Origin of the sequence: Pseudoxanthomonas sp. X-1, assembly GCF_020042665.1 — a bacterium.
In the GTDB taxonomy this organism is placed as follows: domain Bacteria; phylum Pseudomonadota; class Gammaproteobacteria; order Xanthomonadales; family Xanthomonadaceae; genus Pseudoxanthomonas_A; species Pseudoxanthomonas_A spadix_A.
The window spans coordinates 2156826-2169152 of the sequence record NZ_CP083376.1 but is presented as its reverse complement, the minus strand read 5'-3'; the positions used below and the strand labels follow the sequence as shown (position 1 = coordinate 2169152).

The window sequence follows — 12327 nt, the reverse complement described above, 5'->3', positions numbered from 1 at the left end:
GGAAGATCCGCCAGCGCCTCGTAGTCGACACCGAGCCGGTCGAATGAGGCCGATGGCTGTCACGCGGCCGGTTGCCCAAGCGTCCTTGCGGTGAAGGCGGCCCCGTCGGTCGCCACGCTGAAAGGATCTTCCCGATGACCACCACTGCATTCGCCCGCATCGACTACACCCGGCACCTGCCCAAGGCCACCCAGGCGCTGCTCGCGCTCAGCCAGCAGGTGCATGGCGGCGTGCTCGAACACACGCTGATCGAACTGGTGTTCCTGCGCGTCTCCCAGCTCAACGGCTGCGCCTACTGCCTGGACATGCACGCCACCGCGCTGCGCAAGGCCGGCGCGGCGCCGCGCAAGCTCGACACCGTCGCCGCCTGGCGCGACAGCCGCGTGTTCGACGCCCGCGAGCGCGCCGCGCTGGCCTGGGCCGAAGGGCTGACCACCCTGCCCTCGGGCGAACCGGACGAGGCCGTCTACCAGGCGCTGCGGGCGCACTTCGACGACGAAGCCATCGCCACCTTGACCATGGCCATTGCCACCATCAACGCCTGGAACCGGCTAGGCGTGGGCCTGCAGCCGCAGATGCCATAAGGCGCGCGCCGCCGTCAGCGCGGCGGCGGCAGCCCCAGCGCGCCAGCCTGGAGGGACAGGATCGCCAGCAGCATCGCCAGCAGCACGGCGCCCTGCAGCACGAAGGCGATCCGCGCCGGCCAGCCGCGCGCGGCATAGCCGCAGACGAACAGCAGCGCGATCGGCGCCGCGCCGAAGCACAGCAGCGGCCACATGCCCGGCGTGCCGCCCTTGGGCACCAGCGGCCCGGTCAAGCCGATGCCGAACAGCAGCAGGGCCAGGGCGTTGCAGAACAGGGGGAGCACGTGGCGCATCGTCCGATTGTGCCCGTCGCCGGGCCTGGCTGCAGCGCGGGTCGGCCTTGCGTTCACACAAGGCCATCGGCCTGCAACGCCCTGTCTTCGTGATGGGCGCTGCGTGTGGGTCCGGACGGCGCTAGGCTGCGCGCTCACCTTCAGCCCGGAACGCCCCATGTCGCTGTCCCTTTACCAAGTCGCCATCCCGTCCCTGCAGCGCGGCCTGCGTCAGCTCTCGCATGTGCTGGAACGCGGCGCGCGCCACGCCGCCGACACGGGCCTGGACCCGGCCACCCTGATCCAGGGCCGGCTGGCGCCGGACATGCTGCCGCTGGCGGCACAGGTGCAGCGTGTCAGCGACACCGCCAAGGGCACGGGGGAGCGCCTGTCCGGCGTGCCCTCGCCCAAGCTGGCCGACACCGAACAGACTTTCGAGGAACTGCAGGCGCGCATCCGCGCCACCGCCGACTATCTGGCCTCGCTGACGCCCGAGCAGGTCGATGGCGGCGCCTCGCGCGAGATCACGCTGAAGTTCGGCAAGCTGGGCACGCGCTTCGAAGGCGTGGAGTATCTGCTGCAGTTCGGCCTGCCGAACTTCTACTTCCACATCGTCACCGCCTACGACATCCTGCGCCACCACGGCGTGCCGGTTGGCAAGCTGGACTATCTCGGCCCGGTCGGCACACCGATCACCGAGTGAGCCCCGTCCCACGCCCGGCGCGACGTCGCGCCGGGCGCGATGCGTCTTCGGGACCTCGATTTTGCGGCGTCTGCGCAGGGTTGGCATGATGGCCCGCCGTTCGTGCGACCCGATGTGCCCGCGATGAAGACCCTGTTTCCCCCGCTGCTGCAGAACTGGCTGGGCGTGCTGCTGCCCGCCGCGCAGGTGGTGCTGATCCTGCTGCTGACCCGCCTGCTGCAGTTGCTGCTCAAGCGCCTGATCGGCCGCGCCGCCGCACGTTACGACCTGCCGCCCGAGCTGGCCATGGGCGTGCGCCGCGTGCTCAACACGGTGCTGCTGATGGCCGCCACGCTGCTGGTGCTCGAGCGGCTGGGCGTCTCGGGCATGGTGCTGTGGACCGCGTTCACCGGCTTCGCCACCGTGGGCGCCGTGGCGTTCTTCGCCGCGTGGAGCGTGCTGTCCAACATCTTCTGCACGTTCCTGATCTTCATCGTGCGGCCCTTCCGCCTGTACGAGACGGTCGAACTGCTGGAGAACGGCGAGAAACCCGGCGTCAAGGGCAAGGTGGTCGACGTCAATCTGCTCTACACCACGCTGCAGGAGGAGCCCGCCGGCGACGGCGCGCCGGCGACTTCCGTGCAGGTGCCCAACAACTGGTTCTTCCAGCGCAGCATCCGACGCTGGCGCGACGCGCAGCGCCCGGCCGGCGCCTGACTCAGCGCAGCTGGCTGTCCTTGCTGCCGCGGCGGTTGTAGCCGCTGGCGGACTTTTGCTCGGCGTCGTGCGCGGCCTGGCATTGCACGCACAGGCGCACGCCCGGGATCGCGTCGCGTCGCGCCTGCGGGATCGCGGCATCGCATTCTTCGCAATGGGTCAGTCCTGGACCGCTGGGCAACTGGCTGCGGGCGCGCTGGATCGCGTCCTTCACCGTCGCATCGATCTGGTCCTGCACCGCGCCATCGTTGGCCCAACCGGTGGCCATGGCAGCCTCCTGGAGGTGGATGAGGCTCCGACCCTACGCCGGTCCGCATGAATCCGCGGCGATTCTTCCCGACGCGCGCCGACACCGGCCCGGATCGGTGCGGTTTCGCTAGCATGCACGGCTTCCGCCGCCGTCGGGTCGCCCGCGCATGCCAGCCGCCATCGAAGAAGTCCGCAACGCCGGTGCCGTCGATCCCGCCGCGCTGGTCGACCGCGGCACGCCGCTGGTCCTGCGCGGCCTGTGCGCCCACTGGCCGATGGTGCGGGCGGCGCAGCGCTCGGAGACCGAGTTCGCCAAGCTGCTGGCCGCGCACGACAGCGGCGCGGCGGTCGACACCCTGATGATGCCGCCGGAGGCCAACGGCCTGGTCGGCTACGACGACACGCTGGCGGGCTTCAACTACCAGCACTTCAAGGTCTCGGTCACCGATGTGCTGACGCGGCTGGCGCAGTACAGCCGGCGCGAGGGTCCGGTCCATGGCGTGGCGCTGCAGAGCGCGCCGATCGCCGCCTGCCTGCCCGGCCTGCTGGCCGACCACGGGATCGAAGGTCTACCGGCCAGCGTCGCGCCGCGGCTGTGGCTGGGCAACCGGGTCACCACGCCGGCGCATTTCGATGCCTTCCACAACATCGCCGTGGTGGCCTGCGGGCGGCGGCGCTTCAGCGTGTTCGCGCCGGAACAGGTGCGTAACCTCTACATCGGCCCGCTGGATTTCGCGCCCACCGGCGCGGCGATCAGCCTGGCCGACCTGCACGCCGACGCGCCGCAGTTTCCGCGCCTGGCCGACGCACGCGAGCACGCGCTCGTCGCCGACCTCGCGCCCGGCGATGCGCTGTACCTGCCGCCGCTGTGGTGGCACCACGTGGCCTCGCTGGAACGCCTGAACGCGCTGGTGAACTTCTGGTGGCAGCCGACCCTGGCCGATGGCCGCGTGCCCAGTCCCGGCATCGTCGCGCTGCTGCACGCGCGCCTGGCGTTCGCCGGCCTGCCGAAGCACGAGCGCCAGGCCTGGCGCGCCCTGCTGGAGCACTACGTGTTCGGCGACGAAGATCCCGCCGCGCATATCCCGGAGGCCAGGCGCGGCGTGCTCGGGCCGCTCGACGCCGAGGCTCTGACGGCCTTGCGCCAGCGCATCGCCAAGTCGCTGTAGGTCGGCCCCTGTGATCCCGCGTTGACGCCGACGCCCTCACCCTTCCCCTTCACCTTGCGGAGCTTCACGATGGAACAGACGGTCCACCCCTTCTCGGAGCTGTTCGCCCAGCTCGGCCTGGCCTCGGACGAGCGCAGCATCCGCGCCTTCATCGCCGAGCATGCGCCGCTGCCCGACGCAATGCGCCTGGAGGAAGCGCCATTCTGGTCGCCGGCGCAGGCGCAGCTGCTGCGCGAGGAGCGCCTGGACGATGCCGACTGGGCGGTGGTGGTCGACCAGCTCAACGTCGCCCTGCACGCCGCGCCGGACGCCTGAGCACACGCGCGCGGCCTGACGCGATTGTCATACCCGCGCGCCCGGCATTTGCCGGGAACCCAAGGCCGCGCGTGCTATCACCGGCGGACACCTGACATGTTCGGAGGCCCGCCATGCGTCGTCTGCCCGTGCTGCTCGCCGCGCTCATCGCCCTGCCCGCCCTGGCCCACCATGGCTGGAGCAGTTACGACGCCAACAAGGCCTTGAAGATCACCGCACCACTCACCCAGGTGCAGTACCGCAATCCGCACGCCGAGGTCGCGGTCGATTACCAGGACAAGCGCTGGAACGCGGTGCTGGCGCCGATCAGCCGCATGGCCTCGCGCGGCCTGCCGGACGGCGCCCTGGTCGTCGGCAAGACCGTCACGATCGAAGGCTATCCGCGCCTGGACGGCACCGCCGAACTGCGCGCCGAACGCATCACCGTGGACGGCAAGACCATCGAACTGCGCTGATCTCGCGGCACCGCCATGGACGTCATGACCTGGGCCCAGCAGCTGGAGGACTCCGCGCTGGGCCAATGGATGCGTGCCGGCTGGGGTTATCCCTTCGCCAACGTGCTGCATCTGGGCGGGCTGGTGCTGCTGCTCGGCAGCATCGGCCTGCTCGACCTGCGCCTGCTGGGCTTCAGCCGGAGGCTGGAGGTCGAACAGGTCTCGCGCCTGCTGACCCCGCTGGGCGTCGTCGGCCTGATGGTGCTGCTGGCGACCGGCGTGATGCTGTTCAGCGCCGACGCCACCGCCCTGCTCGGCAATCGCATGATGCAGGTCAAGCTGCTCGCCATCGCCGTGGCGGTGCTCAACGCGCTCGCGTTCCGCCTGCGCTTCGGCGGCCGGCTGCACGCCTGGCGCCATCACCCGCCGCCACTGGGACGCGCGATGGCCGCGGTCTCGCTGCTGGCATGGCCGACCGTCCTGGTCGCCGGCCGGATGATCGCCTACACCTGAGCCCGCCAGGCCGCGACCTGCGTCGGACGCCGCGCGCGCACCTGCCGCGCGCGGCTTTCCGCGCTTCCCTTGTGCAGTGGAGGGCTGCGAGGAGTTGGCTCAAGTCACGGCTCGCCTCACCCCAGAGATGCAAAGCAAACCCAACAGCGACCGCCGCATCCTCGTCTTCGCGGGGATGACGACCCGAAACAGGTCGCGCGAGCCGCCGCGAAGCCGCGCCGGCCCCGGTGTTACCGCGCTTGCCGCAACGCCCGCTCCACGGCCGCCAGCGCCAGCGGCGCCATTACCGCATAGCCGGCCGCGTTGGGATGCACGCCGTCGCCGGAGACCTTCGCATCCAGGCCGCCCTGCCCATTGTCCAGCGCGCCGTAGTAGTCCAGATACACCGCGCCGGTGCGCTGGGCGTACTGCCTGATCCAGTCGTTGAGCGCGCGGATCTTCGGCGCCGGCTGAAGGCCTGTCTTCCACGGATAGTCGCTGGCCGGCAGCACCGAGGCCAGTACGACGGCGATGCCGTTGGCCCTGGCCAGCTGCGCCATCGAGGCCAGATTGTCCTGGATCATCTGGGGTGTGGCCGGACCGGTATTGCCGGCCAGATCGTTGGTCCCGGCCAGGATCACCACCACGGCGGGCTTGAGATCGATCACGTCCTGGCGGAAGCGCACCAGCATCTGCGGCGTGGTCTGCCCGGAGATGCCGCGGTTCACGTATGGCTTGCCCGGGAAGAACGTCTCGCTACCTGTCTTTCCCCAGCCCTCGGTGATCGAATCGCCGAAGAACACCACGCGTCGCTGTCCAGGCGCCGGCGCGGCCAGCGCCGCGTTTTCGTCGCGATAGCGCGCCAGCTGCGGCCAGTCGGCCAGCTGCCGTTGCATCGCCTGCACCTGCTCGGCGCTGGGCGTCTGCGCGGCGGCATCGCCGGCTGTCGCGGCGATCAACAGCAGCACCGGCAGGCCGACGCGCGGCCATGAACACTTGAGCATGATGGCCCTCCCAGGCTTGGCATGCCCATCAGTCTATCGCCTCGCGCCGGGACGTCCCGCTCAGGGCTTGGGCTTGTCCGCCGGCTTGTCGGCCGCGGCCTTGTCCGCTGCCGCCTTGCGCTCGGCCGCGTCCTTGACCGCCGCGGCGAAGCGCGGCTCCTCGCGCAGCAGCTTGGACTGCGGGTCCAGCGTGTAGACGTCGTTGTCCTGCAGATCGACGTGACCCTGGCCGCCGGTCATCGCCACGGTGACGGTGCGCCCGCTGTTGGGACCGATGCGCACGTCCACCGGCATCGGGAACGGCAGGTCGTCCTGGGTCTTCCAGCGCAGCGACAGGCCACTGGCATCGCGCTGGGCGACCAGCTCCGGCAGCGCGGCGCGGTACAGGTACACGTCGAAGAACCAGCCGTAGTCCTTGCCCGTGACCTTGTTGACGATGTCGATGTAATCCCTGGTCGAGACATAGCGCGGCTTGAAGTGGCCCGGGCGCGGATGCGCGCTGCCGTACACCGCCAGGCGGATCGAGGTGAAGAACGCCTCGTCGCCGATCAGCGAGCGCAGCGTGTGCAGCATCAGCGAGCCCTTGTAATAGATGTCCAGGCCCGCACCGTGCTCGCGGTTGTAGACGGCCTCCTCGGTCTGCGACTTGCCGCTGACGATCGGCACGCGGTTGCTCACCGCGGCGCGCTGGTCCAGCAGCGCGGCGTGATACTCCATCTCGCCGCGCAGGTACTGCAGGTACAGCGGCTGCATGTAGCTGCCGAAGCCTTCGTGCAGCCACATGTCGTCCCAGTCGGCGTTGGTCAGCTGGTTGCCGAACCACTCGTGCGAGAACTCGTGCTGCATCAGCCAGTCGTAGCCGTACTTGTCCTTCTTGTAGTCGTTGCCGTAGGCGTTGATGGTCTGGTGCTCCATGCCCAGATGCGGGGTCTGCACCACGCCCACCTTCTCGTCGCCGAAGGGATAAGGCCCGATCTGGCTCTCGAAGAAGTCCAGCATCTTGGGCAGTTCGTCGAACAGCGCCTTGGCCTGCGCGTCCTTGTCGCCCTTCACATACCAGTAGGCCAGCGGGATGGTGTTGCCGTAGCGGCTATTGTAGGTGCCGCTGAGCTGTTCGTACGGGCCCACGTCCAGGGCGATGGCGTAGGTGTCCGGGTTCTTGGCGCGCCAGTGGTAGGTACGCCAGCCCTTGCTTTCCTTCATGCCGACGAACACGCCGTTGCCCGGCGCCACCAGCGGCGCGGGCACGGTGATGTGCTCGTCCACCAGCGCCGGCTCGCCCTGGGGGTGGTCGATGCACGGCCACAGCAGGTCGCAGCCCTCGCCCTGGATGGCCGAGGCCACCCACGGCTCACCAGTGGGCGCGGTCGCCCAGACGAAGCCGCCGTCCCACGGCGCGCGCTTGGCCACGTGCGGTTGCCCGGCATAGACCACGCGCAGCTTCACGCTGGCTCCGGCCGGCACCTGCCGCGGCAGGGCCACGCGCATGCGGCCCTCGGGGTTCTGCCAGGCCTCGCGGGCCACCGGCTTGCCGTCCACCTCGACCCGGCTGACCGCGTACTCCGGGTCCAGATCGACGACCAGCGCCTGCAACGGCGAGACCGCCTTGAAGGTCAGCGTCGCATCGCCCTCGATCCGGCGCTGGTCCGGAATCACCTTGAAGCCCAGGTCGGCGTGCTCGAAGCTCACCGCCAGCTGCTCCGGCGTGCGCGGCAGGCCGGTCTGCTTGGTCACGGGACTGAGCTCGGCGCCCTGCGCCTGGGACGCGCAGGCCAGCGCAAGCGCCAGGGTGGAGACGAGCAGACGGGAACGGGACATGGCAGGCCTGGCGGAAAGGGAAACCGGCGCAGCGTGCCAGCAAACCGCCGCCGCCGCATCCATCCGAAGTCATGCCCGCCGGGATGCCCGGCTCAATCGTCCGCGGCCGCGGCCTCGCGCCCCTGCTGGCGGATCATGGCCTCGATCCTCGCCTCGTTGATCGCCTCGCGCACGCTGTCCAGATCGGCCGTGCGCGTATCGGGCGTGAACCTGCCGGTCAGCACCGTGTCCGGCTGCAGCGCGCCGGCCTCGAACAGCGCCCACATCTCCTCGCCGTACCAGGTGTCCAGCAGTTCCGGCGCCCAGCGCCCCAGGCTGGCGGTGAGATTGTTGACGTCGCGCAGCAGCATGCGCCGCGCCGCGTTGTTGCCGCCGGCGCTGACCACCTGCGGGAAATCGATCACCACCGGGCCGTCGGGACCGACTAGCACGTTGTACTCGGACAGATCGCCGTGGATCAGGCCGCAGCACAGCATGCGCACCACCTGGCGCATCAGCACCGCGTGGAACGCGCGCGCCTGTCCGGCCTCCAGCTCGACCTCGCCCAGGCGCGGTGCGCTGAAGCCCTCCGCGTCGGTCACCAGTTCCATCACCAGCACGCCGTGGAAGTAGCCGAAGGGCTCGGGCACACGCACGCCGGCGTCGCGCAGCTGGTAGAGCGCATCGACCTCGGTGTTCTTCCAGGCCACCTCGGCCTGCTTGCGGCCGTACTTGGTCGCCTTGCCCATGGCGCGGGCCTCGCGGCTGCCGCGCACCTTGCGCCCTTCCTGGTACTGCACGCGCTGCTGGAAGCTGCGCTGGGCCATGTCCTTGTAGACCTTGGCGCAGCGCACCTCGTCGCCGGCACGCACCACGTACACCGAGGCTTCCTTGCCGCTCTTGAGCGGTCGCAGCACCTCGTCGATCACACCATCGTCGATCAAGGCCAGCAGGCCGGGGGGAGTCTTCATCGCGTCATGCCAGGGACTTGCGTCGCAGGTCCGTTGCGGGGCGGGCCAGTGTCGCATCCCCGGGCCGGGCGGTGTTGAAGATCCGATCGCGCTTCGTGGGGGGCGGCCCGCGCCCGGGCTTGTCGCGACGACCGGGCTCGCCCTACAGTCGCGCACCGCCGCGCCACCGCGGCTCCTGCCCAAGGGACGACAGCGCCGATGCATCCGGTCAGCACCATGGAAGTGTTCCTGATCGCCATGGCGATCATCTTCTGCATCCCGTTCCTGATCTGGCGGCTGGGCCGCACCGAGTATTTCGCGCCGCTGGTGGTGGTGCAGATCCTCACCGGCATCCTGCTGGGGCCGGGCATCCTGGGCGCCGCCCTGCCGGGCTACTACCAGTTCGTGTTCACCCCGCAGGTGGTGCAGATCCTGACCGGGCTGGGCGGCTGGGCGGTGATGCTGTTCGTGCTGATCGCCGGGATCGAGCTGGACCTCAGCCAGGCCTGGGCCAACCGCCGCGAGAGCGGCATCACGGCCGGCCTGGCGCTGGGCGTGCCGCTGCTGTTCGGCGGCCTGGCCGCGCTGGGCCTGCTGCGCCTGCCCGGCTGGATCGGCGCGCAGGGCCAGGCCTGGCAGTTCGTCACCGGCGTCGGCATGGCCTGCGCGGTGACCGCGCTGCCGATCCTGATCCTGCTGATGGAGAAGCTGGAGATCCTGCGCCAGCCCATCGGCCAGCGCATCCTGCGCTACGCCAGCCTGGACGACATCGCCATCTGGGGCGTGCTGGCCCTGGTCCTGCTGGACTGGGAGCGGATCGGCCGCCAGGTCGGCTTCCTGGTCGGCTTCGCGGTGGCCTGCGTGCTGTTCCGCAAGCTGATGCGCGCGATCGGCGAACGCGACCGCTGGTACGTGATGCTGATCTGGCTGGCGCTGTGCGCGTTCGGCGCGGACTGGTCGGGCCTGCACTTCATGGTCGGCGCGTTCCTGGCCGGCGTGGTCATCGACGCGCACTGGTTCGACCAGGCCGACATGGACCGCCTGCGCCACAACGTGCTGCTGGTGATGATGCCGGTGTTCTTCCTGAGCACCGGTCTGCGCACCGAATGGAACGTCGGCGGCGTCACCGTCTTCCTGGCGGCGCTGGTGCTGCTGGTGGCCGCCGTCACCGGCAAGCTGGCCGGCGTGCACCTGGCCGGCCGCCTGCTGAAGTGGAAGCCCGGCGAGGCCAGCCTGATCGGCTGGCTGCTGCAGACCAAGGCCCTGATCATGATCATCTTCGCCAACATCCTGCTGGACAAGGCGATCATCACCAGCGCCACCTTCACCGCCCTGCTGCTGATGGCGGTGATGAGCACCATGCTCTCGATCCCCATGGCCACACCCCGTCTACGGCGGCTGCAGCAACAACAAGACTGAAAGCCCGGCGAGCGGCGCGACCGCTTGCCCACCGGCCACGACGCCTGTAGGATCGCCGCCTCTTTTCGCATCCTTCCGGACCGCCGTCATGCGTGCCGCCTTTCACCCAGGAAATCTCACAGCGTCGTAATCGCGACGCCCCCGCATGGGCATGAGGCCCAGGCGGAACCGTGACCTGTTGGCGCATTGCGCCGGTGAAACGAGATGCACACCAAACTGCGTTCCCTGCGTGCCGCATCGGCGCGCGTGTGGCAGCTGCGCCTGTACCGCCAGCTGCTCAATTCCTCAATCAAACAAGACGACATCCTGCCGACCGTCGCGCAGGGCCTGCTGTCGCTCGGCGTGCGCCAGGCACCTGCCGACACGGCGGCCGCGCGCGCCAAGGTCGAACAGTTGCTGGCGCGCCCGCGCGCCGTGGCCACGCCGCTCGCCCTGCCCTTCATCAAGGAACTGGCCAGCATCTTCGGCCTCTCGCGCGACCAGCTGCGCGTGGTGTGGTTCGTCTGCATCCTGCACGACCACCGTCCGCTGATCGACGCGGTCGAGGCGGGCGCCAAGCGCTGGCCCGGCACCCGCGGCGGCCTTCTGCGCCTGCTCGGCGATACGCTGGAACTCCCGCCGGCCCGGCTGCGCGACACCATCCGGCCACGTGGCGCGTTGCTGTCCAGCGGACTGCTGTACGCCAGCTTCGTGCACTGCAGCGATGCGTCCGAGTGCCTGGAACCGGCCGACCACACCAGCCAGCTGTTCGAGGATGGGGTGCTGGACGAACGCTTCCTCGGCCGCCTGTTCGAGCGTGCCGAACCCGGGACGCTCAAGCTGGCCGACTACGGGCATCTGCAGGCGGCGGTTCAACGCATCGCCGACCTGCTGCGCGCCGCGCGCCGAGACGGATCGGGCGCCAACGTGCTGCTGCACGGCCCGCCAGGCACCGGCAAGAGCGAGCTCACTCGCGCCCTGGCGAACACACTGGGCATGGAGCTTTATCTCGTGCGCAGCGCCGACAGCGATGGCGAGCCGATCGACGCGCTGGCGCGGCTGCGCGCCTTCGAGACTGCCCAACGTGCCTTGGCGCACAACCCGCGGGCCTTGCTGCTGTTCGATGAGATCGAGGACGTCTTCCGCCACGGCAACGGCGCCGACAGTCCCAAGGTCAGCTACAAGAGCTGGGTCAACCGGCGCCTGGAAAGCATGACCCTGCCGTGTGTCTGGATCGGCAACCGCATCGACGGGCTGGACGACTCGCAGCTGCGCCGGTTCGACATCGTGCTGGAAGTGGTGCCGCCGCCGCGCAGCGCCCGCCGCGCCCTGCTGGAACGGGCGCTGGATGCCACCCCGGTTCCTGCGTCGCTGCTGGAGTGCATCGCCGAACGGGAGGCCTTCGCGCCCGCGCACTTCACGCGGGTCGCGCGCCTGATGCGGCGCCTTGCGCCGGCGCCCGAGGCGCGAGCAGGCATCCTGCGCGACTCGCTGAACGCGCTTCTGCGCATCGCCGGCGAGCCGCCGCTGCAAGAGGACGGGCCGCAGACCACGTTCGATCCCGAGCTGGTCCGCAGCACCCCACCGCTGGCGCCGATACTGTCGTTGCTGGAACGCCGTCCACAGGCGCGCATCTGCCTGTACGGCCCTCCAGGCACCGGCAAGACCGCGCTGGCCGCGCCCCTGGCCCAGCGCCTGGACATGCCCCTGCACCGCAAACGCGCCTCGGACCTGCTGGGCAGTTGGGTGGGCCAGACCGAGGCCCGGATCGCCGCCATGTTCGAGCAGGCCACGCGCGATGGCGCCCTGCTCTGCCTGGACGAGGCCGACAGCTTCCTGCGCGACCGCCAGAGTGCGCGGGCCGCCTGGGAGGTCACGCAGGTCAATGAGCTGCTGACCTGGCTGGAGGACTTCGAGGGCGTGTTCGTGGCCTCGACCAATCTGATGGGCGCCCTGGACGCCGCCGCGCTGCGTCGGTTCGACTTCAAGCTGCGCTTCGACTATCTGGATCCGCGCCAGCGCCTGCAGCTGTTCGAGCGCCACGTGGCCCAGCATCGTCTGCATCCTGACCTGGACGAGGCAGATCGCACGCGCCGGCTGCAGCGCCTGGATCGGCTGACCCCGGGCGACTTCACGGCGGTCCGGCGCCGGCTGGAAGCGGCAGACGGTCAGGCGGGCCAGAGCGATCTGCTGGCCTGGCTGGACGAAGAGCAGGCGCTGAAACCGGGCAACAGCCGACCGATCGGCTTCGCCCACTGAATCCG

General features: G+C 69.9%; 14 protein-coding genes. 9 read left to right on the top strand and 5 right to left on the bottom strand.

From position 1 onward, the window contains the following. Positions 1-134 precede the first annotated feature (134 nt). Complete coding sequence (locus tag LAJ50_RS09560; protein WP_138654437.1) at positions 135-584, top strand: carboxymuconolactone decarboxylase family protein; 450 nt, start codon at positions 135-137, stop codon at positions 582-584. Between the two features lie 14 nt (positions 585-598). Here the strand turns inward: LAJ50_RS09560 and LAJ50_RS09555 are convergent, their stop codons facing one another. Next, the gene (locus LAJ50_RS09555; protein ID WP_138654435.1) at positions 599-877 is read right to left on the bottom strand and encodes a hypothetical protein; all 279 of its coding nucleotides are present in this window, start codon (positions 875-877) and stop codon (positions 599-601) included. 157 nt (positions 878-1034) lie between these two features. Between LAJ50_RS09555 and LAJ50_RS09550 the strand changes: the two genes are divergently transcribed. Together LAJ50_RS09550 and LAJ50_RS09545 are read left to right on the top strand one after the other, a co-directional pair. Further along, positions 1035-1559: a DUF1993 domain-containing protein gene (locus LAJ50_RS09550; RefSeq protein ID WP_130552065.1), complete on the top strand. Its 525-nt coding sequence runs from the start codon at positions 1035-1037 to the stop codon at positions 1557-1559. Between the two features lie 123 nt (positions 1560-1682). Beyond that, positions 1683-2255 carry a mechanosensitive ion channel family protein gene (locus LAJ50_RS09545; protein ID WP_171044647.1) on the top strand — a complete coding sequence of 191 codons (573 nt, stop codon included), beginning with the start codon at positions 1683-1685 and terminating at the stop codon, positions 2253-2255. 1 nt (position 2256) lies between these two features. On the opposite strand, the gene LAJ50_RS09540 is transcribed toward LAJ50_RS09545, so the two are convergent. Next, positions 2257-2523, bottom strand: coding sequence for a DksA/TraR family C4-type zinc finger protein (locus LAJ50_RS09540; protein WP_130552066.1), 267 nt, complete (start codon positions 2521-2523; stop codon positions 2257-2259). A 148-nt stretch (positions 2524-2671) separates the two neighbouring features. On the opposite strand from LAJ50_RS09540, the gene LAJ50_RS09535 reads away from it, so the two are divergent. The 4 genes from LAJ50_RS09535 to LAJ50_RS09520 all read left to right on the top strand — a co-directional run bounded on the left by LAJ50_RS09535 (position 2672) and on the right by LAJ50_RS09520 (position 4935). Continuing rightward, a complete protein-coding gene (locus LAJ50_RS09535; protein ID WP_130552067.1) occupies positions 2672-3673 on the top strand; it encodes a cupin-like domain-containing protein in 1002 nt (333 codons plus the stop codon). Between the two features lie 69 nt (positions 3674-3742). Further along, positions 3743-3988: a DUF2789 domain-containing protein gene (locus LAJ50_RS09530; RefSeq protein ID WP_130552068.1), complete on the top strand. Its 246-nt coding sequence runs from the start codon at positions 3743-3745 to the stop codon at positions 3986-3988. A gap of 113 nt (positions 3989-4101) precedes the next feature. After that, complete coding sequence (locus tag LAJ50_RS09525; protein ID WP_130552069.1) at positions 4102-4443, top strand: DUF6152 family protein; 342 nt, start codon at positions 4102-4104, stop codon at positions 4441-4443. Between the two features lie 15 nt (positions 4444-4458). Then, entirely contained in the window at positions 4459-4935 is a 477-nt protein-coding gene (locus LAJ50_RS09520) for a DUF6644 family protein (protein ID WP_130552070.1), read from the top strand. 230 nt (positions 4936-5165) lie between these two features. On the opposite strand, the gene LAJ50_RS09515 is transcribed toward LAJ50_RS09520, so the two are convergent. The 3 genes from LAJ50_RS09515 to LAJ50_RS09505 form a co-directional block, all read right to left on the bottom strand. Beyond that, positions 5166-5918, bottom strand: a complete 753-nt coding sequence (locus tag LAJ50_RS09515; RefSeq protein ID WP_130552071.1) for an SGNH/GDSL hydrolase family protein — start codon at positions 5916-5918, stop codon at positions 5166-5168. Positions 5919-5978: 60 nt separating this feature from the next. After that, on the bottom strand, positions 5979-7736 hold the full coding sequence (locus LAJ50_RS09510) for a M1 family metallopeptidase (RefSeq protein ID WP_130552072.1): 1758 nt from the start codon (positions 7734-7736) through the stop codon (positions 5979-5981). Positions 7737-7828: 92 nt separating this feature from the next. After that, a complete protein-coding gene (locus tag LAJ50_RS09505; protein ID WP_130552073.1) occupies positions 7829-8686 on the bottom strand; it encodes a PA4780 family RIO1-like protein kinase in 858 nt (285 codons plus the stop codon). A 198-nt stretch (positions 8687-8884) separates the two neighbouring features. Here LAJ50_RS09505 and LAJ50_RS09500 point away from each other — a divergent pair, with 198 nt between their 5' ends. Beyond that, positions 8885-10084: a cation:proton antiporter gene (locus LAJ50_RS09500; protein WP_130552074.1), complete on the top strand. Its 1200-nt coding sequence runs from the start codon at positions 8885-8887 to the stop codon at positions 10082-10084. 204 nt (positions 10085-10288) lie between these two features. After that, positions 10289-12322: an ATP-binding protein gene (locus tag LAJ50_RS09495; protein ID WP_130552075.1), complete on the top strand. Its 2034-nt coding sequence runs from the start codon at positions 10289-10291 to the stop codon at positions 12320-12322. Positions 12323-12327 lie beyond the last annotated feature (5 nt).

Excerpts from the sequence above, each read along its gene's own strand:
- LAJ50_RS09495 (WP_130552075.1), top strand. The coding sequence starts at position 10,289 with ATGCACACCAAACTGCGTTCCCTGCGTGCCGCATCGGCGCGCGTGTGG.
- LAJ50_RS09555 (WP_138654435.1), bottom strand. The coding sequence starts at position 877 with ATGCGCCACGTGCTCCCCCTGTTCTGCAACGCCCTGGCCCTGCTGCTG.
- LAJ50_RS09560 (WP_138654437.1), top strand. The coding sequence starts at position 135 with ATGACCACCACTGCATTCGCCCGCATCGACTACACCCGGCACCTGCCC.
- LAJ50_RS09505 (WP_130552073.1), bottom strand. The coding sequence starts at position 8,686 with ATGAAGACTCCCCCCGGCCTGCTGGCCTTGATCGACGATGGTGTGATC.
- LAJ50_RS09540 (WP_130552066.1), bottom strand. The coding sequence starts at position 2,523 with ATGGCCACCGGTTGGGCCAACGATGGCGCGGTGCAGGACCAGATCGAT.
- LAJ50_RS09535 (WP_130552067.1), top strand. The coding sequence starts at position 2,672 with ATGCCAGCCGCCATCGAAGAAGTCCGCAACGCCGGTGCCGTCGATCCC.
- LAJ50_RS09520 (WP_130552070.1), top strand. The coding sequence starts at position 4,459 with ATGGACGTCATGACCTGGGCCCAGCAGCTGGAGGACTCCGCGCTGGGC.
- LAJ50_RS09510 (WP_130552072.1), bottom strand. The coding sequence starts at position 7,736 with ATGTCCCGTTCCCGTCTGCTCGTCTCCACCCTGGCGCTTGCGCTGGCC.
- LAJ50_RS09530 (WP_130552068.1), top strand. The coding sequence starts at position 3,743 with ATGGAACAGACGGTCCACCCCTTCTCGGAGCTGTTCGCCCAGCTCGGC.
- LAJ50_RS09515 (WP_130552071.1), bottom strand. The coding sequence starts at position 5,918 with ATGCTCAAGTGTTCATGGCCGCGCGTCGGCCTGCCGGTGCTGCTGTTG.
- LAJ50_RS09500 (WP_130552074.1), top strand. The coding sequence starts at position 8,885 with ATGCATCCGGTCAGCACCATGGAAGTGTTCCTGATCGCCATGGCGATC.
- LAJ50_RS09545 (WP_171044647.1), top strand. The coding sequence starts at position 1,683 with ATGAAGACCCTGTTTCCCCCGCTGCTGCAGAACTGGCTGGGCGTGCTG.
- LAJ50_RS09525 (WP_130552069.1), top strand. The coding sequence starts at position 4,102 with ATGCGTCGTCTGCCCGTGCTGCTCGCCGCGCTCATCGCCCTGCCCGCC.
- LAJ50_RS09550 (WP_130552065.1), top strand. The coding sequence starts at position 1,035 with ATGTCGCTGTCCCTTTACCAAGTCGCCATCCCGTCCCTGCAGCGCGGC.